Origin of the sequence: Sinomonas cyclohexanicum (assembly GCF_020886775.1) — a bacterium.
GTDB lineage: Bacteria > Actinomycetota > Actinomycetes > Actinomycetales > Micrococcaceae > Sinomonas > Sinomonas cyclohexanicum.
Genome location: NZ_AP024525.1, coordinates 3,837,523 through 3,859,582, shown reverse-complemented (window position 1 = coordinate 3,859,582; position 22,060 = coordinate 3,837,523). Strand labels below are relative to the sequence as shown.

14 protein-coding genes are annotated in these 22,060 nt (G+C 71.4%); 6 read left to right on the top strand and 8 right to left on the bottom strand.

The features are described 5' to 3' along the window. Window positions 1-9: 9 nt before the first annotated feature. The 3 genes from SCMU_RS18130 to SCMU_RS18120 form a co-directional block, all read right to left on the bottom strand. Window positions 10-1,371 (bottom strand): purine-cytosine permease family protein, encoded by a 1,362-nt coding sequence (locus tag SCMU_RS18130; RefSeq protein ID WP_229230480.1) that lies wholly within the window; start codon window positions 1,369-1,371, stop codon window positions 10-12. Between the two features lie 137 nt (window positions 1,372-1,508). Next, on the bottom strand, window positions 1,509-3,509 hold the full coding sequence (locus SCMU_RS18125) for a hydantoinase B/oxoprolinase family protein (protein ID WP_229230479.1): 2,001 nt from the start codon (window positions 3,507-3,509) through the stop codon (window positions 1,509-1,511). 1 nt (window position 3,510) lies between these two features. Further along, on the bottom strand, window positions 3,511-5,571 hold the full coding sequence (locus SCMU_RS18120) for a hydantoinase/oxoprolinase family protein (protein ID WP_229230478.1): 2,061 nt from the start codon (window positions 5,569-5,571) through the stop codon (window positions 3,511-3,513). Window positions 5,572-5,718: 147 nt separating this feature from the next. On the opposite strand from SCMU_RS18120, the gene SCMU_RS18115 reads away from it, so the two are divergent. Both SCMU_RS18115 and SCMU_RS18110 read left to right on the top strand, forming a co-directional pair. Beyond that, window positions 5,719-7,302 (top strand): PucR family transcriptional regulator, encoded by a 1,584-nt coding sequence (locus tag SCMU_RS18115; RefSeq protein WP_229230477.1) that lies wholly within the window; start codon window positions 5,719-5,721, stop codon window positions 7,300-7,302. A 78-nt stretch (window positions 7,303-7,380) separates the two neighbouring features. Continuing rightward, on the top strand, window positions 7,381-8,592 hold the full coding sequence (locus tag SCMU_RS18110) for an APC family permease (RefSeq protein WP_229233082.1): 1,212 nt from the start codon (window positions 7,381-7,383) through the stop codon (window positions 8,590-8,592). 26 nt (window positions 8,593-8,618) lie between these two features. Here the strand turns inward: SCMU_RS18110 and SCMU_RS18105 are convergent, their stop codons facing one another. The 4 genes from SCMU_RS18105 to SCMU_RS18090 form a co-directional block, all read right to left on the bottom strand. Beyond that, a complete protein-coding gene (locus tag SCMU_RS18105) occupies window positions 8,619-10,115 on the bottom strand; it encodes an aldehyde dehydrogenase family protein (protein WP_371829609.1) in 1,497 nt (498 codons plus the stop codon). After that, a complete protein-coding gene (locus SCMU_RS18100; RefSeq protein WP_229233080.1) occupies window positions 10,112-11,320 on the bottom strand; it encodes an acyl-CoA dehydrogenase family protein in 1,209 nt (402 codons plus the stop codon). Before SCMU_RS18100 ends, SCMU_RS18105 begins: the two co-directional genes overlap by 4 nt. 180 nt (window positions 11,321-11,500) lie before the next feature. Next, on the bottom strand, window positions 11,501-12,685 hold the full coding sequence (locus SCMU_RS18095) for a CaiB/BaiF CoA transferase family protein (protein ID WP_229230476.1): 1,185 nt from the start codon (window positions 12,683-12,685) through the stop codon (window positions 11,501-11,503). A 155-nt stretch (window positions 12,686-12,840) separates the two neighbouring features. Then, window positions 12,841-14,304, bottom strand: a complete 1,464-nt coding sequence (locus SCMU_RS18090) for an aminotransferase class III-fold pyridoxal phosphate-dependent enzyme (RefSeq protein WP_229230475.1) — start codon at window positions 14,302-14,304, stop codon at window positions 12,841-12,843. A gap of 70 nt (window positions 14,305-14,374) precedes the next feature. Between SCMU_RS18090 and SCMU_RS18085 the strand changes: the two genes are divergently transcribed. The 3 genes from SCMU_RS18085 to SCMU_RS18075 all read left to right on the top strand — a co-directional run bounded on the left by SCMU_RS18085 (window position 14,375) and on the right by SCMU_RS18075 (window position 18,849). Continuing rightward, window positions 14,375-15,874: a PucR family transcriptional regulator gene (locus tag SCMU_RS18085; protein WP_229230474.1), complete on the top strand. Its 1,500-nt coding sequence runs from the start codon at window positions 14,375-14,377 to the stop codon at window positions 15,872-15,874. A gap of 125 nt (window positions 15,875-15,999) precedes the next feature. Next, complete coding sequence (locus tag SCMU_RS18080) at window positions 16,000-17,529, top strand: MFS transporter (RefSeq protein WP_229230473.1); 1,530 nt, start codon at window positions 16,000-16,002, stop codon at window positions 17,527-17,529. A gap of 54 nt (window positions 17,530-17,583) precedes the next feature. After that, window positions 17,584-18,849: an amidohydrolase gene (locus SCMU_RS18075; protein WP_229230472.1), complete on the top strand. Its 1,266-nt coding sequence runs from the start codon at window positions 17,584-17,586 to the stop codon at window positions 18,847-18,849. Window positions 18,850-18,974: 125 nt separating this feature from the next. Here SCMU_RS18075 and SCMU_RS18070 read toward each other — a convergent pair whose 3' ends face one another. After that, window positions 18,975-20,351: an NAD-dependent succinate-semialdehyde dehydrogenase gene (locus SCMU_RS18070; protein ID WP_229230471.1), complete on the bottom strand. Its 1,377-nt coding sequence runs from the start codon at window positions 20,349-20,351 to the stop codon at window positions 18,975-18,977. Between the two features lie 99 nt (window positions 20,352-20,450). On the opposite strand from SCMU_RS18070, the gene SCMU_RS18065 reads away from it, so the two are divergent. Next, complete coding sequence (locus tag SCMU_RS18065; protein WP_229230470.1) at window positions 20,451-21,920, top strand: FCD domain-containing protein; 1,470 nt, start codon at window positions 20,451-20,453, stop codon at window positions 21,918-21,920. The last annotated feature ends 140 nt before the right edge of the window (window positions 21,921-22,060 follow it).

Here is a 22,060-nt window from a genome sequence, read left to right as displayed (position 1 = left end):
CGGTGTGCCTCAGGCCGTGGCGTCGACGGGCCCGCGGACGAGCGCCGTGTCCCGGCGCATCCCGACGCGCAAGCCCGCGTAGATGGCCGCCGCGAGAACAGGGGTCACGAGGGTGCCCCACGTGGCGCCCCACGGCTGGCCGGATTCAATGAGACCGATGCCGACGGCGGCCGAGACCACCCACGCCGTGACGCCGGGGACTGAGACGGCGCGGAAGTTGGCATCCGGCAGGCCCGCGTGGTCCGCGCCACGCCCCGAGAAGCGATCCATGACGAGGTGGGTGAGGGCGATCCCCACCCAACCCGTCACGAGGGCGCCCTGCCAGGCAAGCGCCACGAGCAGGTACTGGACCACCGGCAGGAGCATGAGGGTGAAGATGATCGCCGAGGTGATGATCGCCCAGGCGAGCCGCGGGAGGCGGAGGCGTAGGGTCCGCTCCGCGAACTCACGCAGGTTGGAGGCGCCGAGTGCGTAGTTCGCGGTGTTGATGCGCGTCTGGGAGACGAAGACCAGCAGGAGGCCGAGGGGGCCCATCATCGTCACGAGACCGGCGGCGACCCCCGTCTCCGTGGTCTGGACACCCGGGATGGTGAACGTGAGGAAGATCCCGACCACCGCGTTGAGGCCGAACGCGAGCGTGTAGAAGAGCCACCCGAACGTCCAGCGGCTGTGGAAGGCGACGTCGTGGGGCCGGCCGAGGGCGGCGAAGTCCATCGTGTACATCATCATGATCCACACGCCCATGTACGCGGCGAAGCAGGCGAGCCAACCGGGTCCGCCCGAGGCCACGGGGAGGAACGCCGTGGCGTGCGCGAGCCAGTCGCCCGAGAACCCGTACGCGAGGCCGGCCCACACGACGGCGACCACGAGCCCGCCCCAGTAGAGCGGCAGCAGGAGGCCGTTGACCTTGTCGAGGCGCCGCTGGATGCCTCCGGAGACGAGGGGAGTGGTGTAGAGGACGACGATGGCCGACCACAGGGCCATGCTCCCTCCGAACTGGGCCTGGAAGGCGAACGCGAGGATCGAGCCCTCGAAGACGGCGTAGTAGATCGCGGTCGCCGCGAAGATGAGCGTTGCCAGGAGCGCCCCCGCCCGGCCCAGAAGGGTCCTCGAGAACTGGTGGACCGTCAGCCCGTGCCGGAGGGCGTAGGCGGACAGGACCTTGTTGACCGCTCCATAGACCACGATGGTCAGGGCGAGCCCGATGAGTGCGTCGACCGTGCCGTACGCGAGGGCCAGGGCGGCGCCGATGTAGACGAAGAACATCGCGCTCACGAGCCCGTACCAGGCCATGGCGAGGGATCCGCGGCGCATGCGGGTGTCGGGGACGGTGGGGGACGGAGTGGACTGTTGGATCGGTGAAGCGGACATGGGGGTCTCCACATCTAGGGATTCTGGGAGAGAGATTCTGGGGAGAGGGGGGCGAAAGGACGGGGCCGAGGAGGGGTGCGGGGGAACGGACCCCGCACCCCGGTCTCAGGGGTGAGCCGCGGCTCGGACGAGGACCGTCAGGCCCAGGACGCGGCGGAGCGCCGCTGCATGAGCGCGCGGAACTGCGCCGTCGTGTCGGGGAAGAGCTCCCCGGTGCCCCAGTCGAGGATCACGCCGTAGCGGCGGATCACATCGAGGAGGGGGAGCTCGCCGCTGCGGTAGCGGAAGGCGACGTCGGCGGCGTCGTCCTCGAGCCAGCCGCGGCGCTGCGAGCGGATCGCGTCGCGCGCGGCCTGCGTGGCGTCGTCGTCGATCTCGTACTGGTCCAGCTCGGCGTCCACCTCGCGGATCACGACGCCGTAGTCCTTCGCCGCCCGCTCGATCGAGACATACCCGTCGATGACGTCCTCGCGCACGGCCCCGGGCTCGCGCTCGAGGGGGTCGCCGAAGCCCCCGCCGCCGGCCGAGGGGCGGGTGAACGAGTCCCCAGGGCCGATCGGGACGGAGGAGAAGTTGGAGCCGAGGAACCGCTCGTCCGCGGCGCCCTTGTTGAGCCACACGCCGTGCGGGATGGACGGCAGTCCGCCCTCGATGCCCCACGTGATGGAGCGGGCGCGGTCGCAGCAGTAGCTCATGACGGTCGACGACGCGTCCGTGAGCATGCCGCCCTTCTCGATGCCGCAGCCCCCGCGGAACCGCCCGGGGCCGCCCGAGTCGGTGGCGATCGCGTGCATTGTGGTGAGAACCGGGGAGAGCCGCTCCTGGCCCTCCACGGGCTGGACCGCGAGGCCCGGTCCGAAGACCGGCGCGGTCGCTCCGGCGCCGTCCTTCGTGGCACGGCCGCCCCAGCCGCCGGCCATCCAGTCGTACCACATGAAGTACGGGCTCTTGGGCTGCCGGGCGTCCTTGCCGCCTACGAGGAGGTACTCGAGGTTGAACGCGCACGCCATGGCGCGCTCGGGCATGACCTGCGACCACAGCTCGAAGATCCCGTTCATGAGCTTCTCGTACGGACCGGAGCAGAAGCCCGTCACCGCATGCGGCCAGCCCGCGTTGACCACGGTGCCCTCGGGGCCGATGTCCGCGGTGACCGCAGCGTAGAAGCCCGAGTTGAGCGGCACGTCCGGGAAGAACGTCTTGGTTCCGGCATAGATCGCTGAGAACGTGGTCCCGTATCCGGAGTTGAGGAACGTGTCCACGGCCTGGGCCGATCCGGCGAGGTCGTAGTGGATCCCCTCGCCGTCGAGGGTCAGCTTGATCCGGATCGGCACGAGCCCCTCGGGCTTGCCCGGGTCGAAATCGATGTAGTCGACCGTCTCCCACGTGCCCCGCGGGAGGGACTCGAGCTTCTTCAGGACCGTCCGCTCGACGTAGTCCTGCGTCTCCTGCATGGCCTCGACCACCGTCTCGCGCGAGTACTTGGCGACGAGGCGGAGCACCTCGCGCTCGCAGACGGCGGTGGCCTCCGACTGCGCGTGGAGGTCGCCCATGGCCTGCTGCGGGGCACGCGTGTTCGAGACGAGGAGCTGGGCGACGTCGTGCAGGAAAACGCCCTCCCGCCAGATCCGCACAGGGGTGATCCGCAGGCCCTCGCCGAAGTGCTCCTTGGCGTTGACGTCGAAGGAGCCGGGGACGTTGCCGCCGATGTCCGCCCAATGGCCCTTGTTCTGCGCGAAGGCGATGATCTGCCCGTCGGCGAAGACCGGTCGGATGAAGCTGACGTCGTTGAAATGGGTCCCGCCGCGGTACGGGTCGTTGATCGCGAAGACGTCGCCCGGGTTGATGTCGTCCTTGAACTCCTCGAGCACGGCCTGGCACTGGAAGTGCAGCGTGCCGACGTGCACGGCGATGTCGCCGCTGCCCTGCATGACCGTGTTGCCGCGGGCGTCGCACAGGGCGGAGGAGAAGTCCCGGGAGTAGATCACGAACGAGTAGCAGGTCCGCAGGATCTGTTCGCTCATCAAGTCCACGCTCGTCGCGAACGCGTTCTTGAGCACCTCGAAGGTCACGGGGTCGAGGCGGACTGCCTTCTCCGCCTGCTTGGCTGCTGGCGCGGGGGCCAGGGTGGTGTGGTTCATCTCAGGCCTCCTGGCTGGGGTTGATTCCGCTGGTGTTGAGGTGGATGCGGATGTTGAGCCACTCGTCGATCTCGGCGACCGTTCCCGGGGGAACCACCGTGGTGGAGTCGAGCTGTTCGACGATGGCCGGGCCCGCGAAGGTCGCGCCGGCGGGCAGCACCGCGCGGTCGTAGACCGGGGTGTCCACCCAGCCCTCCGCGCCGAAGTAGACGGGCCGGCGGGAGGCCGGGGCGCCGGGATCCGGGACGAGCTCGGTGGCCGGCCGGAAGCTCGGCTTGGGCGTCTTGCCGACCGCCGTGAGCTGGAGCTGGTAGATCTCAACCGGCTGATCGTCCTGCCGGAACGCGAACTCGCGCTCGTGCTGCTCGTGGAAGGTCTCGACGGCGGCCTCGAGGGCGCCGGGGCCGGACCCCATGGGCACGGCGAGGGACCGCCATTGGCCGTGGTAGCGCATCGAGATGAGCCGCTGCAGGACGGCGTCCTCCTCGGCGACGCCCTCGTGCCGGAGGCGCCCGCGGGCATCCCCCTCGAGGGCCCGGAAGGCCGACTCGAGGTCGTCCGGGTCGGCGCTGGCCGCCATCGCGGTGTACATCGTGGAGAGGTCGTGGCGGATGTCCACGAGGAGGCAGCCGAGCGCGGACGTGACGCCCGGGCTCGGGGGCACGACGACGGTGGGGATGTTCAGCTCCCGGGCCACCTCGGCGCCGTGGAGCGCGCCCGCCCCGCCGAAGGCGATGAGGGCGAAGTCGCGGGGGTCATAGCCGCGCCGGATCGAGATGAGCCGGACGGCGTCGGCCATGTTCGCGTTCGCGACCGCCAGGATCGCGTGCGCGGCCTCCTCCTCGCTCAGGGCGAGCGGCTCGGCGATGACCGAGCGGATCGCCCGCCGCGAGAGCTCGCGGTCCAGGGTTTTCGCGCCACCGGCGAGGGTGATGCCCAGCCGGTTGAGCGCAACGTTCGCGTCGCAGTTGGTGGGCTGGTCGCCGCCCATCCCGTAGCAGGCCGGACCCGGGTCGGCGCCCGCGGACTGGGGGCCGTTGCGCAGCGAGCCGGCGATGTCGAGGTGGGCGAGGGACCCTCCGCCGGCACCGATGGTGAGGACCTCTATGCTCGGGAAGACGATCGGGTGGCCGTACTCGACCTGCCACTCCTTCGTGACGCGGAGCTCGCCGCCCGAGACGAGCGCAATGTCTGTCGAGGTCCCGCCCATGTCGAGCCCCACGGCGTTGTCGTACCCGCACTGCTGGGCGATGTGCTTGGCCGCGATGGCGCCTGCCGCGATCCCTGAGGCGGCGAGGCGGACGGGGTACTTGCGGACCATCCGCGGCGTCATCGATCCGCCGCCCGAGTGCAGGAGCAGGAGGTCTCCGGCGTAGCCGCCCTCGGCGAGCTGCTCGGAGAGCCGGTCGACGTAGCCGGTGACGAGCGGCGCGAGCACGGCGTTGGAGACCGCCGTGTTGAAGCGGTCGTGCTCGAACATCTCGGGCAGGATCTCGGCCGACGTCGACACGGTCGCCTCGGGCAGCTCCTCCTCGAGGATCTCGCGCATCCGGATCTCATTGGCCGGGTTGGCGTAGGAGTTGAGGAAGCAGACGGCGATCGTCGTGGCGCCCCTCCGCCGGAGGAGCCTCGCGAGCGCGCGGGCCTCCTCCTCGTCGAGCGGCGTGATCACCTTGCCCTCGTAGTCGACGCGCTCGGCCACCTCGAACCGGTCGCGGCGGCGGATGTAGGGACCGCTCACGTCGTTGTATGCGTCCCAGAGATCGTCCTTGGTGCCGTCGCGGATCTCGATGACGTCCCGGAATCCGCGGGTCGTCACCATCGCCGCCGCTGGGAAGTTCCGCGTGATGAGGGCGTTCGTTGCCACGGTCGTCCCGTGGGAGAAGAGCGAGACATCCGCCAGATCGATCTCCGCCCGGGCCACGCCGTTCATGACCGCGACCATGGGGTCTGCCGGCGTGGAGGGGACCTTGGTGACGCGCATGGTCCGAGTGGTCTCGTCGAAGATGCAGACATCGGTGAACGTTCCGCCGACGTCAACGGCAACTCGTACGTTGGTCATCTGTAATTCCTCCAGAAGGGGAGAGGGGATGCATCCCAGAATCCGCTGTGACTGTGTCCTCTGTCACTGGCAGAATTGAAGAGCGAAGCGTCCCTCCTTGTGATTCTCACAAGGACCCTGCGGGACGCCCCGAAGGGAACCCGAAGCATGGCCGACGACGCTCCCCGACCGTCCGTGACCCTGGGGGACGTGGTCGCGCAAGCGGACCTGGACCTCACCGCGATCGTCCCTGGCGACACCTCGCTCGCCGTGCGTTCCGCGCATTCGAGCGAGATCGACGACCCCGGCCGCTGGCTTGAGCCCGAGTCGGTCATGCTGACCACCGGGCTGCGGCTCGTGGGGCACGAGACCGACCGCCGCCTCGCGGAGGCGCTCGTCGAGGGCCTGAGGCGGGCACGCGTCGTCGCGCTCTTCTTCGGTGCCGGGGTCAACTTCGCCCACGTGCCGGCCACTCTCGTGGCGGCGTGCCGCGCGGCGGGCCTCCCGCTCTACACCGTGGGCGCCGAGGTGCCCTTCTACCGGGTGGAGAACTTCATCAACGCGTCCGCGGGCGCCCCGGAGGCGTACCAGCTGCGACGCGCCATGCGGCTGACCAACGAGCTGGTCGAGTCGCTCTCGAGCGAGGAGCCCACCAGGGCGCTCATCGCGAGGCTCGCGTCGCTGTGCCGCGGCACGGCCGTCCTCTACGGGCCGACGGGGCGAACGGTCGAGTCGACCGGGGCGGGACCGCTCCAGCTGATCTGGGCAGAGCTGCAGCAGCGCCGCTGGTCGGGGCCGGCGTTCGAGATCGGCCGGTGGACCGTCATGGGCCGTTCGGTCGGCCTCCGCGGCAACACATACGTCGTGGCCATCGCGAGCCGCAACCCGGGGGCGGTCGCCGATCTGGGCCCGGTGCTCCTCGAGACGACCCAACGCCTGCTCGGCGGGATCAACGCGATCAATCGGCTCGCCGTCTCCCGCCAACGCCACGAGGGCGTCCAGCTCCTGACGGACCTCCAGGACGGCATCCCGATCGGGCGCGAGCAGAGGTACTGGGAGCGGCTCGAGCCGTTCCTCTTCAGGCCCTTCCTCCCCGTGCGGGCCGTCCTCGCCCGCAGCGTGAACGGCCGGGCCCTCGACGGCGACTCGGTCCAGGGGCTCCTCTCGGGCGCCGAGCAGCACACGCTCGGGCTCCTGCTCGCGGAGAGCACCCGCACGCCCTCGGCCCCGCCGGGGTTCACGGCTCTCGTCGCCGATGCTCCCGGGCTCGAAGCATGGGTCGCGGCGGCGTCGGACGGCTCCGCGCTCGGCCTCTCCGAGCCGTTCACTGACCTCTCCGCAGCTCCCGACGCGTTCGGCGAGGCGGAAGCGGCGGCAGAAATCGCCGTCGAACGTCTCCGCCCCGGCGTCACCGGGGCGCAGGTGAGGATCGACGACGTCGACCCCGCCTCCTGGCTGCTCGCGCGGCGCCGCTCGCAGCGGGACAGGGACAAGGTGGCGCGGTACGGGGACACGCTGCGCCGCGATCCGGACGTGCTCGCGACCGTGGTCCGGTACCTCGCGCTGGGCATGGACGTCGCACAGACCGCCGCCGTGCTGTACGTGCACGGGAATACCGTGCGGTACAGGCTGCGGAAGGCGGGCGAGATGCTCGGCGGCCCCCTGACCGACGCGGCAGTGGTGGCGAACCTGTACCTGTCGCTGAGGAAGGAGATCGAGGAAGCGCGCGCCGGAGCTGCCATCCCGCGTTGATATACATGCACTGTGACTCATCCCCAGCTTGACCGGCGGCTCGGGCTCGCCGACGCCGTTGTGATCGGCCTCGGCTCGATGATCGGTGCCGGCGTGTTCGCGGCGTTCGGGCCGGCTGCCCGTGCCGCGGGGTCGTGGCTGCTCCTGGGCCTGGCGATCGCCGCCGTCGTGGCCTACTGCAACGCCGTGGCCTCCGCGCAGCTCGCGGCCGCCTACCCGACCTCGGGCGGGACGTACGTCTACGGGCGCGAGCGACTCGGGCCCGGGTGGGGGTTCACTGCCGGGTGGGGGTTTGTGATCGGCAAGACCGCCTCGTGCGCGGCCATGGCGCTGACCTTCGCCAGCTATGCGGTGCCGGGTGCGGAATGGCTCCAGCGTCTCGTGGCGGTGGCCGCCGTCCTCGCGCTCGCGGCGCTCAACTATCGGGGCGTGACGCGCACCGCGCAGCTGACGCGGATCCTCGTGACGATCACCCTCGCGGCACTGGCCGTGCTGGTGATCGGCCTCTGGGCGAGCGGGCACGCAGGCCTCGGGGTTATCGCCTCCGCATCCGGTGAGCCGGCGGGATCCGGCGGCGTGTACGGGGTCCTGCAGGCCGCCGGGCTGCTGTTCTTCGCCTTCGCCGGCTACGCGCGGATCGCGACGATGGGCGAGGAGGTCCGGAACCCGCGCACGACCATCCCGCGGGCCATCCCGCTCGCGCTGGGCATCGCCGTTGTGGTCTATGCGGCGGTGGGTGTCACAGCACTGGCGGCCGCCGGGCCAGCCGGCCTCGCGGCGTCCGCCGCGCCGCTCGCGGACGCCGCGCACGCTGTCGGCCTCGACGGGCTCGGACCGGTGGTGCGGATCGGGGGCGCGGTCGCGAGCCTCGGCGCGCTGCTGGCGCTCATCGCCGGGATCGGGCGTACGAGCCTGGCCATGGCGCGGGAGCGGGACTTGCCCGCCTGGCTCGGTGCCGTCCACCCCGTGCACAAGGTGCCGCACCACGCCGAGATGGCCCTCGCCGTCGTCGTGAGCGTGCTCCTGCTGGCCACAGACCTGCGCGGGGTCATCGGCTTCTCGTCGTTCGGGGTGCTCGTGTACTACGCGGTCGCGAACGCCTCGGCCTTCACCCAGCCCGCCGCGGACAGGCGGTGGCCGCGCGCGCTCAACGTCCTCGGCGCGCTCGGGTGCCTCGCGCTCGTCGCGACCCTGCCCTGGCAGTCCGTCGTCGCGGGCGTGGTGATGTTCGCGATAGGGCTGGCGGGGCGCGCCGTCGTGCTCCGCCGGAGGCGCACCGAGGGGGCCTGAGGTGGAGGACGACGGCGCGGCCCGGGTTACCCCCGCAGGTACACCGTGGTGGTGTGCGTGAAGAACTCCTTCGCGGCCGCGCCCTGCTCCTTGGGGCCGTAGCCGGACTTCTTCGCCCCGCCGAACGGCACGTGCGGGTCGGCGCCGGCGGATTCGGAGTTGACGTGCAGGATGCCGACGTCGAGCGCGTCCACCGCGTCGAGCGCGGTGGCGATGTCCCGCGTGAACAGGGCCGCGGTCAGCCCGAACTCCGAGTCCTCCGCGAGGGCGAACGCTTCCTCGGTCGACGCCGCGCGGCGCACCGCGAGCACCGGCCCGAAGAGTTCCTCGCACCAGGCGATGTTGGTGGAGGCATCAGCATCCGGGATCTCGAGGACCGTCGGTTCGAGGAAGGCGCCGCCCGCGGGCGCCTGGCCCCGGTAGGCCACCCGGGCGCCGTCGGCCTCTGCGGCGGCGACGGCGTCGCGTACGCCCGCCGCGGCCGCCTCGGTCACGAGCGGGCCCATGTGTGTCCCGGGGTCGCTGGGGTCGCCCACGCGCCACGCGTCGAGCCGCAGCGCAAGCTTGGCGAGGAACTCGTCCGCGATCTCGTCGGCCAGCACGAGCCGCGACGTCGCGGTGCACTTCTGCCCCGTCGAGCGGAAGGCCCCGAACAGGACCTGCTCGGCGGCGAGGTCCAGGTCCGCGTCCGCGAGCACGATCGCCGCGTTCTTCCCGCCCATTTCGCCCTGGAACGGGACGCCGCGCGAGGCGGCCTCCCCCGCGAGGGTGCGGCCCACGCCGGTCGAGCCGGTGAAGGAGAGCCCGTCCAGGTCCGCGTGCCGCACGAGCTCGGTCCCGAGCGCGCCCGGGCCGATGAGCAGGTTGAGCACCCCGGCGGGCAGCCCGCCTTCCACGAGGGCCTCCGCGAACCGCATCGCGAGCAGCGGCACGGTCGACGCCGGCTTCCACACCACCGCGTTCCCGTATACGAGCGCGGGGGCGATCTTCCACGCCGGGATCGCGATGGGGAAGTTGAACGGGGTCACGATCCCCACCACCCCCAGCGGCTTGCGCGTGACGATGATCCGCTCGCCGCGGCGCGGGGACGCGAAGTGCTCCCCGGCCGTGCGGTCGCCCTCGCCGGCGTAGTAGCGCAGGATCTGCGCCGCGCGCAGCACCTCGCCGCGGCCCTCGGCGAGGGTCTTGCCCTCCTCGCGGGCCAGCTCGAGTCCGTACTGGTCCGCGCGAGCCTCGAGCGCGGCCGCCGCGCGGGCCAGGACGGCGCCGCGCTCGTGGATCGGCGTGAGACCCCACTCGCGCTGTGCGGCGCGGGCGGCGCTCATGGCACGCACGACGTCGGCCGGAACGGCTTGGGTGCCCTCCGCCACCACCTGCTGGGGTCGGGCCGGGTTACGGGAGACGAGCGGCGCGCCGCTGCCGGCCACCCATTCGCCGCCGATGAGGAGGCGCAGCGCCACGGGGGCGTCCGCGCCTGGGGCGACCAGAGCGCCGTCGTGCGCGGTCTCTACTGCCGCGGTCACCGGAAGGCCGCCTCTCCGGTGAGCTTCTGGCCGAGGATGAGGGTGTGGACCTCGTCGGTGCCCTCGTAGGTGCGCACGGATTCGAGGTTGTTGGCGTGGCGCAGGGGCGAGTGCTCGAGAGTGATGCCGTTGCCCCCGAGGATGGTGCGGGCCTCGCGGGCGATCTCGATGGCCTCACGGCAGTTGTTGAGCTTGCCCACGGAGATCTGGTGGTGCTGGAGTTTCCCGGCGTCCTTGAGCCGTCCGAGGTGCAGGGCGAGCAGGAAGCCCTTGTTGATCTCCAGGGCCATGTCCACGAGCTTCTGCTGCGTGAGCTGGTAGCCGGCGAGCGGCCTGCCGAACTGGAGGCGCTCCTTGGAGTAGGCCAGGGCGTCCTCGAAGGCGTCCCGGGCGGCGCCCATGGAGCCCCAGATGATGCCGTAGCGGGCCTCGTTCAGGCACGAGAAGGGACCCTTGAGGCCGGTGACGTTCGGCAGGACGGCGTCGTGGGGGAGGCGGACCTCGTCGAGCTCGATCTCGCACTGGATCGACGCGCGCATGGAGAGCTTGGGCTCGATCGGGGTGGCCGTGTAGCCCGGGGTGGCTGTGGGCACGACGAAGCCGCGCACGCCGTCGTCGGTCATCGCCCAGATGACCGCGACCTTGGCGACGTTGGCCAAGCCGATCCAGCGCTTCTTGCCGGTGAGGATCCAGTCCGCGGTGGGCCCGGTGCCGTCGCGGCGGGCGTAGGTGGTCATCGACCCGGGGTCGGAGCCTGCGGTGGGCTCGGTGAGGCCGAAGCAGCCGATCGCCTCCCCGGCCGCCATCTGCGGGAGCCATTCCTGCTTCTGCTCCTCGGAGCCGTGCTTGTAGATCGCGGACATCGCGAGCGAGCCCTGCACACTGACAAAGGTGCGCAGGCCGGAGTCGCCGGCCTCGAGCTCGGCACCGGCCAGGCCGTACTCGACCGCCGAGCGGCCAGCGCAGCCGTAGCCCTTCAGGTGCATGCCGAGCAGGCCGAGCCGCGCCATCTCCGGCACGATCTCGAGCGGGAAGCGGGCCTCCTCGTACCAGCGGGCGATGTTCGGCTTGATCTCGGCAGTGACGAATGCCCGGACGCGGTCGCGCAGGGCAAGCTCCTCGTCCGTGAGGAGGGAGTCGAACGAGATCAGGTCCGCGGGGTCGGGGGTGCGGTCGGTGCTGTTGGTGCCTGCGGCAGTGTCCATGCCCGCAAGGCTAGCGGTGGCAGTCATCGGTGGGTCCTTTCACGTTGTGGGGTCTCTGTCAGCTGGTTGCGGGGTCTTTGGCGGCCGCTTGCGGGGTCGCTGGTCGTGACCAGGGACCCCGCAACGCCCCGCCAGGGACCCCGCAACACAGGAGGGGTGGTGGGGGAGCGGGCGGTGCGGCTACTCGCGGAGCCAGCGCACGACGTCGGCCGTGTCGGCTCCCAGCGCGGGCGGGGCCTGGGTGCGGGGCGGCAGCGGCGGGGTCCACGTGATCGGGTGGCGGACCTGCCGGCCCACCGCGGCCCCGGAGCGGTCGCGGACCTCGATGGTCGGCTCGAGGCCGAGGGACTCCGCGTAGCTGATGCCCTCCCCGATCCCGGCGACCCGGCCGCACGGGATCCCGAGTCCGGTGAGCTTGTCCTGCCACACCTCTGCGCTGGCGGTGGCCAGCGCGGCCTCGAGCAGCGGGACCAGCTCTGCCCGGTGCGCCACGCGCGCCTTGTTCGTGGCGAACCGCGGGTCCGCGGCCAGCTCGGGGGCGCCGATCGCTTCGCACAGCCGGGCGAACTGCCCGTCGTTCCCGGCGGCCACGGCCAGCGGCGCGTCGGCGGTCGCGAGGAGCTGGTACGGCACGATCGAGGGGTGGTCGTTCCCCATCCGGCCCGGCGTGACCCCAGCGCCGAGGTGTGCCTGGGCCTGGTTCGCCAGCGCCCCCTGCAAGGAGGAGAGCAGGTTCACCTCGACTCGCCGACCGCGGCCCGTGCGGGCCCGCTCGGCGAGGGCTGCGAGGATGCCGATCGTCGCGTCTTTCGCTGTGAGCACGTCCACGAGCGCGACGCCGGCCTTGACCGGTCCGCCGCCCGGCACCGTGTCCGGGTGGCCCGTGATGGACATGAGCCCGCCGAGGGCCTGGACGATGAAGTCGTACCCGGGCAGGTCCCGTCCGCCCGCGGATCCGAACCCCGAAATCGACGCGTACACGAGCCCCGGGTTCTCCGCCGCGAGCGCCTCGTACCCGAGGCCCAGCTTCTCGAGGCCGCCGGGCTTGAAGTTCTCCACAAGCACGTCCGCCCGCAGCGCGAGCTCCCGTGCGAGCGCGAGGTCCTCGGGGTCGGCCAGGTCCAGCTCGACCGACTCCTTGTTCCGGTTCACGCTCTCGAAGTAGGTTGCCCCCGTCGCAGAGAACGGTGGCCCCCAATGCCGCGTGTCGTCCCCGGCGCCGGGCCGCTCGACCTTCACCACCCGCGCCCCGAGGTCCGCGAGCGTCATCGAGGCCAGCGGCCCTGCGAGCACGCGGGAGAAGTCCGCCACGAGGATCCCCTCGAGCGGGGCCGTGCCGGCGGGAATGCCACGCGTTGTGGACAATACCCCCTGCCGTAGACGGAGGTTTTGTCCAGAAGTGGCGGTGTTCTCGGGGCTCGCGGCGGGCGACGGCGCGTGGTCGCCGCCCGTGGGCCCCCCGCCCGCCGCCGCCCCGCCGCCCGCCGCCCCGCCGCGTGGCCTGGTGTCCCGCGAGGAGCTCACGAGAGCGCCCCGCGGATGGCGGCCTCGAGCACGTCGAGTCCCTCCTCGAGGACCTCGGGCTCGATGACAAGCGGCGGGAGCAGGCGGATGACGTTGCCGTGGGTGCCGCATGTGAGGGTGAGGACGCCGGCGGCGTTCGCGGCGGCGGCAGCGGCCTTCGCGATGTCCGGACGCGGGCCCGAGGCGTCACCGAACTCGATGGCCATCATGGCGCCCCGTCCCCGGACGGAGACGATGCCCGCCGGGACGCTGCTGGCCGGGACGCTGCTGGCAGGGACGCTGCCCGAGGCGACGCTCCCCGCGGGAGTCCGCCCGGCGCCGTCGTGCGCGAGAAGCGGCTCGAAGCGCTCCCGCACCGCCTTCTCGACGGCTCGCGCCCCCGCGAGCAGCGAACCGTCCTCGAGAAGTTCGAACACCGCGAGGGCGGCCTCGCACGCTACGGGGTTGCCCGCGTACGTGCCGCCGAGCCCACCCGCGTGGACGGCGTTCATGAGCTCGGCTCGGCCGGTCACCGCGGAGAGCGGCAGGCCCGCGCCGAGCGCCTTCGCCGAGAGGGTGATGTCCCCGGCAATGCCGTCGTGCTCGGAGGCGAACAGGGCGCCGGTGCGTCCCATGCCGGCCTGGATCTCGTCGATCACGAGCACGATCCCGTGCCGTGTCGCGATCTCGCGCAGTCCAGCGAGGAAGCCGGGAGCGTGGACCACGAACCCGCCCTCGCCCTGGATCGGCTCGATGACCATGGCCGCGAACGTCTCGGGACCGGCCTCGGCGAGGACCGCCTCGACGCCGGCGAGGGCCTCCGCGACGAAGGCGGCGGAACCAGCCGGATCGGCCGGCGCGAGGTGCGCGGGCGCCGTCGGGCCTCGGAACACCGAGCCCGGCAGCGGGCCGAAGTTGAGCCGGTAAGGGTTCACCTTGGCCGTCATGGCCATGGTGAGCTGTGTGCGGCCGTGGTAGGCGTCGTCGAACACGAGGACGTGGGGGCGGCGGGTCGCGGAGCGGGCGATCTTGACCGCGTTCTCCACGGCCTCCGCGCCGGTCGAGAACAGCGCCGTGCGCTTCTCGAAGTCACCCGGCGTGTGCTCGTTGAGCCACGCGCAGACCTCGGTGAACGACGAGTACTCCGTGACCATGAAGCACGTGTGCGTGAAGCGGGCCAGCTGCGCCGCGGCGCGCTCGGCCACGCGCGGGTTCGCTGCGCCCACGCTCGTCACGGCGATGCCGGACGCGAAGTCGATGATGCGGTTGCCGTCCACGTCCACGAGCAGCGAGCCCTCGGCGCGGTCGATGAACACCGGCAGCGTCACGCCGAAGCCCTCGGTGACGTGGCGGCGGCGCTCGGCTTCGAGCTCGCGGGAGCGGGGCCCGGGCAGTGAAGTCGCGAGCCGGCGGGCGCGCTGGGGAACGGCCGTGGGATCGGCGGAAGGGGCGACGGCGGCGGCGTCGGTCGTGGCGGTCATGGGGTCCTCCCAGGAGGTGAAGTGATGTGGTTGAGACCACAGTAGGGTCGTGTGGCCCTCCCGTCCTTGGATGATCTGGCCCATAATGGGCGTCGATGGGACTCAATGCACAATCCTCGACGACCTCGGCCCGAGGCCACTGGTGATCACGCTCGCGCAGCTCGCGGACGCCGCCCAAGGCGACCTCGTCCCCTTCTGGCCCGTCCCGCTCCCGCGGGTCGAGCTCACGGGCGTGCACGTCTCCGAGCTCGAGGACCCGACCGTGTTCCTCGACGGCGGCGAGCTGCTCCTCACGGTCGGGATGCAGATCCTTGGCCGCGACGGAGGCCCGGCGGAGCGCGCCGAGGCCGCCCGCGCCTACGTGGCGAGGCTCGTCGGGGGCCGGGTGGCCGCCCTGGGCCTCGGCCTCGGTTCGGGGCATGACATGGTCCCCGACGAGCTCCGCGAGGCGTGCGTCGAGGCGGGGCTCCCGCTCCTGACCGTCCCGCGCGAGTCGCCGTTCCTCGCCGTCTCGCGGGCGTACTGGGAGCTCGTGCGCCGCGGGGGAGAGGCGGAGCTCACCGCGCTGCTCGGACTCCAGGTCGCGCTCACCCGGGCTGCCGCGAAGGACGACGCCGAGCCCGCCATCGTCCGCGAGCTCGCCCACGCTCTCGGCACTTGGGTGGCGTACCTCCCGGGGGGCGAGGGCACGCCGTCGTGCGCCCCGGGCGGAGGCTCCGGCGCGCTGCCGCCGGGGCTGCTCGACGAGCTACACCGAGAGGCCGGCGCCCTCCAGGCCGCCGGGCGCGGCGCGACCGCCAACGTCCACCTGGCCTCCGGGCCGGCGGCCCTCTACCCCGTCTCGGACGGCGGCACGAGCGGCGCGTACCTGGCCGTGGGGCGCGGCGGCCAGCTCGCCCCGGCCGAGCGGCACCTGTTCCTCACGGCGTCGACTCTGCTCGCGCACCGGGCGGCCGCGCTGCGGCACGCCGAGGACGAGCGCTCCCGCAGCGACGGCATGCTCGTCGCCCTGGTCCTCGCCGGGCACGACGACGCCGCGCGCCTCCTCGGGGACCAGATGCACACCGCGCTGCCCGAGTCCGTGTACCTCGCGGTGCTGGACGCGAGCCCGGGCCGGGGTGATCCCGGCCTGCCCCCGGACGCGCTGTCCTTCGAGCTCGGCGGCCTCCTGTACGCGCTCCTGCCCACCGATGCGCCACGCCCGCGTCTCGCGCCGGGCCTCCGCGGGGCGTGGGGCGGTCCGGTGCCCCTGCGGCGCGTGCGGGAGATGGTGGGCCAAGTGGCCGACGCCGCCGCCCAGGCCCCCGCTGGCCGGGTGGTCCGCGTGGGGCATGGCCTTGAGCTGCCGGGCGACGAGTGGGCCGCCTCGCTCGCGACCGCGGGCGGCGAGCTCTTGCCCACCGTGCGTGCGTACCTGAAGAACAGGGGCCAGTGGGAGGCGACGGCGCGCGATCTGGGCGTGCACCGCAACTCGGTGCGCCACCGGATCGCCCGCGCGGCCGAGCTGCTCGGCGTCGACCTCGACGACCCGGACGTCGCGGCGCACCTGTGGCTCGCGCTGCGGACCTGATGAGAGGAACCGATGTGTCTAAATAGACATGGCAAACGATGGCAACAAAGCTTTTTCGACAACAAGACTGGGCGCACCATAGTTATATCGACATAGCCAATGCTGGTTTTCCTAAAGGAATGGTCATGGCAAGCACAATCCCGGCCCCCACCCCCACCACGTTCCGGGGCAACGACAAGCTCCTCCTGGGCATCGTCCTCGGCGTCATCACCTTCTGGCTCTTCGCCGGAACCATGGGGACGGTCGCCCCCAATATCCTCGCCGACGTCAACGGTGCCTACACCGACCCCATCAAGAAGACCTGGGCCAACCCCCTCGTCAACGTCGATGCCATGAACCTCGCGGTCTCGATCACCGCCCTGTTCTCGGGCATGTTCATCGTGGTCGCGGGCGGCCTCGCCGACCGCATCGGACGCGTCCGCATCAGCATCATCGGCAACGGTTTCGGCATCCTCGGCTCGCTCATGATCGTCCTTGCGTCCGGTCCCGTCGCGCTGCCCCTCATGCTCGGCGGCCGCGCGATCCAGGGCCTCTCGGCCGCGTGCATCATGCCGGCGACCATGGCCCTCGTGAAGACCTACTGGGACGGCCCCGGCCGGCAGCGCGCGGTGTCGATGTGGTCCATCGGCTCGTGGGGCGGCTCCGGGCTCGCCTCGATCTTCGGCGGCTACATGGCAACCCTCGTGGGCTGGCGCTGGATCTTCATCGCCTCGATTGTCATCTCGGTCATCTCGATCCTCCTCCTGCGCGGCACGCCCGAGAGCAAGGTCGCGCAGCAGGGCAAGTTCAGCTTCGACCTGCCCGGTGTCCTCGTCTTCGTCGTCTCGATGCTCGCCCTCATGATCGTGCTCATCTTCGGCGCGAAGATCGGCTGGGGCAGCCCCGTCACCATCGGGCTGCTGGTCATTGCCGTCGTGGGCCTCTACTTCCTCGTGCGCATCGAGAAGAGGGCCGCCAAGCCGTTCATCGACTTCGCGCTCTTCCAGAACCGGACGTTCACCGGCGCGACCATCTCGAACTTCCTCCTCAACGGCACGATCGGCCTGCTCATCGTCACCCAGCAGCTCCTCCAGATCGGGGGCGGCATGAAGGCCTCCGACGCCGGCCTGCTCACCATCGGCTACGCGGTCATCATCATCGCCTTCATCCGCTTCGGCGAGAAGCTGCTCCAGCGGTTCGGCCCGCGCAAACCCATGATCTGGGGCTCGGCGATCGTGGGCATCGCGGTCCTGCTGCTCATGCCCACCAACCTCCTGCTCTCCGAATACCGCTGGTTCTCCGTCGTCGCCTATGCCCTGTTCGGCCTGGGCCTCGCGTTCTACGCGACCCCATCCACCGACGCCGCGCTCGCCAACCTCCCGGCAGACCAGGCCGGAGCGGGCTCTGGCATCTACAAGATGGCCTCGTCGCTCGGCAGCGCCATCGGTGCCGCCGTCTCCCTCGCGATCTTCACGGCATTCAGCAGCTCCGGGGCCCAGTTCCTCGGCGACGTGCTCATCAACCAGGGCCGCACCGACAACACGGCCATCCGCCAGGCTGCGGTCATGGCGCTGATCTTCAACCTCGTCATGGTGATCATCGCGATCGTGTCGATCATGGTCACCGTGCCCAAGGGCAAGGAGCGTGCCGAGGCGCCCGCGAAGGCGCAGAAGTAGGCTCCGGCACAGCACCCACCACTCGTCAGTCATCAGGGAAGGGCACGGAAGACCATGGCATCCACTGAATCCGCACGCAAGATCCTGTCCGGCCAGGAGGCTATCGCCGACTGGCAGGAGTCCCTCTACAAGGACTTCCACCGCAACCCCGAGCTGAGCCATCAGGAGGAGCGCACCGCGGGGATCGTCGCGGAGCAGCTCGCGGGGTTCGGGTTCGAGGTCCACACCAAGGTGGGCGGCACCGGCGTCGTCGGCGTCCTCGCGAACGGTGACGGCCCCACGGTGCTGCTCCGCGCCGACATGGACGCGCTGCCCGTCAAGGAGGCCACCGGCCTCGACTATGCGAGCACCGCCGTCTCGACGGACGCCGCCGGAAACCAGACGCCGGTCATGCACGCGTGCGGGCACGACTTCCACATGAGCAGCCTGCTCGGGGCGGCGAAGCTGTTCTCTGAGCAGCGGGCCGCCTGGGCCGGCACGCTGATCGCCCTGTTCCAGCCTGCGGAAGAGCTCGGCGACGGGGCGAGGACCATGGTCGACGGCGGCCTGGCGAACGTCATCCAGAAGCCCGACGTCGCGCTCTCGCAGCACGTGCTCGTGCACCCGGCCGGGACGGTGGGCCCGCACCCCGGCGCGTTCCTCTCGATGGCGGACAGCATCCGCATCACGCTTTTCGGGCGGGGCAGCCACGGGTCGATGCCGCACCTCTCGATCGACCCCGCGGTCCTGGCCTCGATGGTCGTGGTGCGCCTGCAGGGCGTGGTCTCGCGCGAGGTCCCGCCGGGCGAGTTCGCCGTCCTGACGGTGGGGAAGATCGCCGTGGGCGCGAAGAGCAACATCATCGACGACCACGCCGTCCTCGAGCTCAACATCCGCACCTACAGCAAGGCCATCCGGGACCAGCTCCTCGCGGCGATCCAGCGGATCGCGAAGGCGGAGTCTGCGGCGTCCGGCTCGCCGAAGGAGCCCGACTTCGAGGTCTACAACAGCTACCCGCTCACGGACAACAGCGCCGACGTCACCGCGCAGGTCACGGCGGCGTTCGAGGACTTCTTCCCCGCCGGGACCGTGGGCGACTACGGGCGGCAGACCGCGAGCGAGGACTTCAGCGACGTCCCGACCGCGTTCGGCACGCCGTACACGTACTGGGGCGTGGGAGGCACGGACCCGCAGGTCTACGCCGACGCAGAGGCCGCCGGGGCCGTCAGCTCACTCCCGGCGAACCACTCGCCCATGTTCGCGCCCGTCATCCAGCCGACGCTCACCACGGGCACGGCCACCCTCGTGGTCGCCGCGTGCGCGTGGCTGGGGAAAGGCTGAGCCTTCCTGAGGGTTGAAACGCAGACCCTGACGCACGACGCCGGGCCCGCACCTTCGCGGTGCGGGCCCGGCGTGCGCTGGGGGCGGGACGGCAGGGGACCGGCGGCCGCTCGGGACTGAGCAGATCAGCCTTGCGGGGTGCGGATGAGCTTCTTGTTGACGAACTCCTCCATGCCGAACCTGCCCAGCTCGCGGCCCACGCCGGAGCGCTTGACGCCCCCGAACGGCAGGTCCTCCTGGGAATCTGCCACGGCATTGATGAAGACCATGCCCGTCTCGAGCCGGTCCGCGACCGCCTTCGCCGCGGCCACGTCGGAGCTGAACACGGAGCCGCCGAGCCCGTAGGGGGACGAGTTGGCCAGCTGGACGGCCTCGTCCGCGTCCCGGACCTTGTACACCACGGCGACGGGTCCGAACAGCTCCTCCTCGAACGCGCGCATGCCGGGTGTCACGTCAGTCAGGACCGTGGGCTCGAGGAAGGCGCCCGGCCCGTCGAGGAGCGAGCCGCCCGTGCGCAGTACCGCCCCCTTCGCCACGGCGTCCTGCACCTGCTCGACGAGTTCCTCGGCCGCGGCCCGCGACGACACGGGACCGAAACGTGTGGCCGGGTCGAGCGGGTCGCCGGGGGCGATGGCGGCCATCATCGCGGTGAACTTCTCGACGAAGGCGTCGTAGAGGTCCTCGACGACGATGAAGCGCTTCGAGGCGGTGCAGGCCTGGCCCGCGTTGCCCATGCGCCCCGCGACGGCGGCCTTGACGGTCGCGTCGAGGTCCGCGGCGTCGAGGACGATGAACGGATCGGAGCCCCCGAGCTCGAGCACGAACTTCTTGAGGTTCCGCCCCGCGACCTCCGCGACGGCCGAGCCCGCCCTCTCGGAGCCCGTGAGGGAGACTCCCTGGACGCGGGGATCGGCGAGGAGGTCCGCGATCTGGGTATTGGTCGCGAAGAGGTTCTGGTACGCGCCCGGCGGGAGACCGGCGTCGTCGAAGATCTCCTGCATGGCGAGCGCGGACTCCGGGCAGTTGCGCGCGTGCTTGAGCAGGATCGTGTTGCCGAGCATGAGGTTCGGGGCCGCGAAGCGGGCCACCTGGTAGTAGGGGTAGTTCCACGGCATGATCCCGAGAAGCAGTCCGACCGGCGCCGAGCGGACGATCGCCTCCCCGCCGCCGCGCACGGTGAGGTGCTCGTCGGCCATGAAGTCGGGGCCGTTGTCCGCGTAGTAGTCGTAGATGTCGGCCACGAGGGCCACCTCGCCCTCGCCCTGCCGCACGGGCTTGCCCATCTCCCGGGCGATGATGCGGGCCAGCTCGGCCGCGCGCTCGCGGTAGAGCGCCGCGACGCGGCGGAGCGCGGCACTGCGCTCGGCCACGTCGGTGAGGCTCCACTTCTCGAAGGCGGCCTGGCCGGCGTCGGCGGCGGTCAGGATCTCGGCGTCGGTGGCGGCCTCGAACTCGGCGAGGATCTCTCCGGTGGCCGGGGACGTCGTACGGTAGTAGCTCATACCCTTGAACCTAGGGCCCCGCTAGGTAAAAATCTAGGTTTAGAGGATTTATTTCCGGCGTGCCCCGCGAGGGGCAGCGCCCCGATCAGAAACAGGACCGTGCCCCTTTCGACCGCCTTCCAGTCACAGATCTACCGGCCACTGCCGGAGATGGAGCGCGCCGACTCGATCGTCGAGCGCATCTCGAAGGGGATCACCCTCGGCATGCTGCGCGTCGGCGAGCGCCTGCCGACTGAGGCTGAGCTGTCCGAGAAGTTCGGGGTCGCGGCCGCGACGTTGCGTGATGCGCTCGCCGAGCTGCGCGACCTGGGGATCGTCGAGACGCGCCGCGGGCGGAACGGCGGCACGTTCATCGTGGCGCAGCCCTCGACGTCGCCCGACGAGATGCGCCGGCTCCTGGCCGGTGCCTCGATCGCGGACCTGCGCGACTTCGGCGACGAGCAGGCCGCCGTGGCCGCCGAGACGGTCCGCCTTGCCTGCGAGCGCGCCGAGGCGCACGAGCTCGAGCGCCTGCTCGAGCTGGGCCGCGCCCTCGTGCTCGCCGACAGCCCGGACGGCAGGGCCCGGGCCGACAGCCGGTTCCACATCGAGCTGGCCGTCACAGCCCAGTCCCCGCGGCTGACCTCGGCAGAGATCCGGCTCCAGGCCGAGTCGGTGCAACTCGTGTGGGCGCCCCTGGCGCAGCCGTTCGACACCGAACAGGCAACCGCCGAGCATCTGGCCCTCGTGCGGGCCATCTCGGATGACCGCCCCGACGAAGCCCAGCGGCTCGTGCGCCTCCACATCCGGCGCGCGGTGCACCATCTCATCGACACCAAGCTTGCGCTCGAGTACAGCGCTGCGATCGGCGAGGCACAGGCCAGCGCACGCGCTGCCGTGCCGCATGACGGGGTAGCCAGAATTGCCGAGTGGTTCGGCCGCGCGAGCGAGGACGTCGACCGTTTTGCCCGCGACGTCACCGCGGACCTCGCCGCGCGGCTCGGCGCCCGCGCCACCGTGACGCCCAAGGACCTGGCCGGGCTCGAGGGCCTCTCGGGTGAGTTCCTCTCCGGCCATCCGGTCGCGATAAGCGCCGGCGCGGTCTTCTCCCCGGAGGTCGTGTCCGACGGCGCACGCGTCCTGGAATGGTGGGTCGCCCAGCCGGACTCGCGCCCGACCAAGCTCCTCCTCGACCTCACCCCGGGGGGGCCCCGGTACTACGACTACGAGAAGCTGCCCTTCTTCACCACGGCGCTCGCGACCGGCCAGCAGACCATCTGGGGCCCGTACGTGGACTACCTCGGCTCGGACGAGTACATCCTCACGCACACCGCACCGATCGCCGTCGCGGGCAGGCTGGCCGCAGTCGTGGGGTACGACATGCGCATCCGTGACCTCGAGACCGCAATCATGCCTGCGCTGCGCACCATCCCCGGCGGCGCGGCGCTCCTGAACGCCTCGGGGCGTGTGGTGATCGACAACTCGGGCCGGTACCTCGTGGGTGAGCGCGTGCCCAGCGAGCCGCACGACGCCGTCGTGACCCCGCTCGGCATCCCGGGGCTCGGGTACGCCGTCCTCACCCAGCGCTGACCGCCACGCGGGAAGGCAGGGTAGGCGGGACGGCAGCCGGCGGGAAGGCAGGGTAGGCGGGACGGCGCCCCGGGCACGGCAGAGGGGCCGCCGTCGCGCGTCCTGACCACGCACGACGACGGCCCCTCGCCTCTGTTCCG

Coding starts and splice junctions, on each gene's coding strand:
- SCMU_RS18100 (WP_229233080.1), bottom strand. CDS start 11,320: ATGGACACTGCCGCAGGCACCAACAGCACCGACCGCACCCCCGACCCC.
- SCMU_RS18085 (WP_229230474.1), top strand. CDS start 14,375: ATGATCTGGCCCATAATGGGCGTCGATGGGACTCAATGCACAATCCTC.
- SCMU_RS18130 (WP_229230480.1), bottom strand. CDS start 1,371: ATGTCCGCTTCACCGATCCAACAGTCCACTCCGTCCCCCACCGTCCCC.
- SCMU_RS18110 (WP_229233082.1), top strand. CDS start 7,381: ATGATCGGTGCCGGCGTGTTCGCGGCGTTCGGGCCGGCTGCCCGTGCC.
- SCMU_RS18115 (WP_229230477.1), top strand. CDS start 5,719: ATGGCCGACGACGCTCCCCGACCGTCCGTGACCCTGGGGGACGTGGTC.
- SCMU_RS18120 (WP_229230478.1), bottom strand. CDS start 5,571: ATGACCAACGTACGAGTTGCCGTTGACGTCGGCGGAACGTTCACCGAT.
- SCMU_RS18070 (WP_229230471.1), bottom strand. CDS start 20,351: ATGAGCTACTACCGTACGACGTCCCCGGCCACCGGAGAGATCCTCGCC.
- SCMU_RS18125 (WP_229230479.1), bottom strand. CDS start 3,509: ATGAACCACACCACCCTGGCCCCCGCGCCAGCAGCCAAGCAGGCGGAG.
- SCMU_RS18090 (WP_229230475.1), bottom strand. CDS start 14,304: ATGACCGCCACGACCGACGCCGCCGCCGTCGCCCCTTCCGCCGATCCC.
- SCMU_RS18075 (WP_229230472.1), top strand. CDS start 17,584: ATGGCATCCACTGAATCCGCACGCAAGATCCTGTCCGGCCAGGAGGCT.
- SCMU_RS18080 (WP_229230473.1), top strand. CDS start 16,000: ATGGCAAGCACAATCCCGGCCCCCACCCCCACCACGTTCCGGGGCAAC.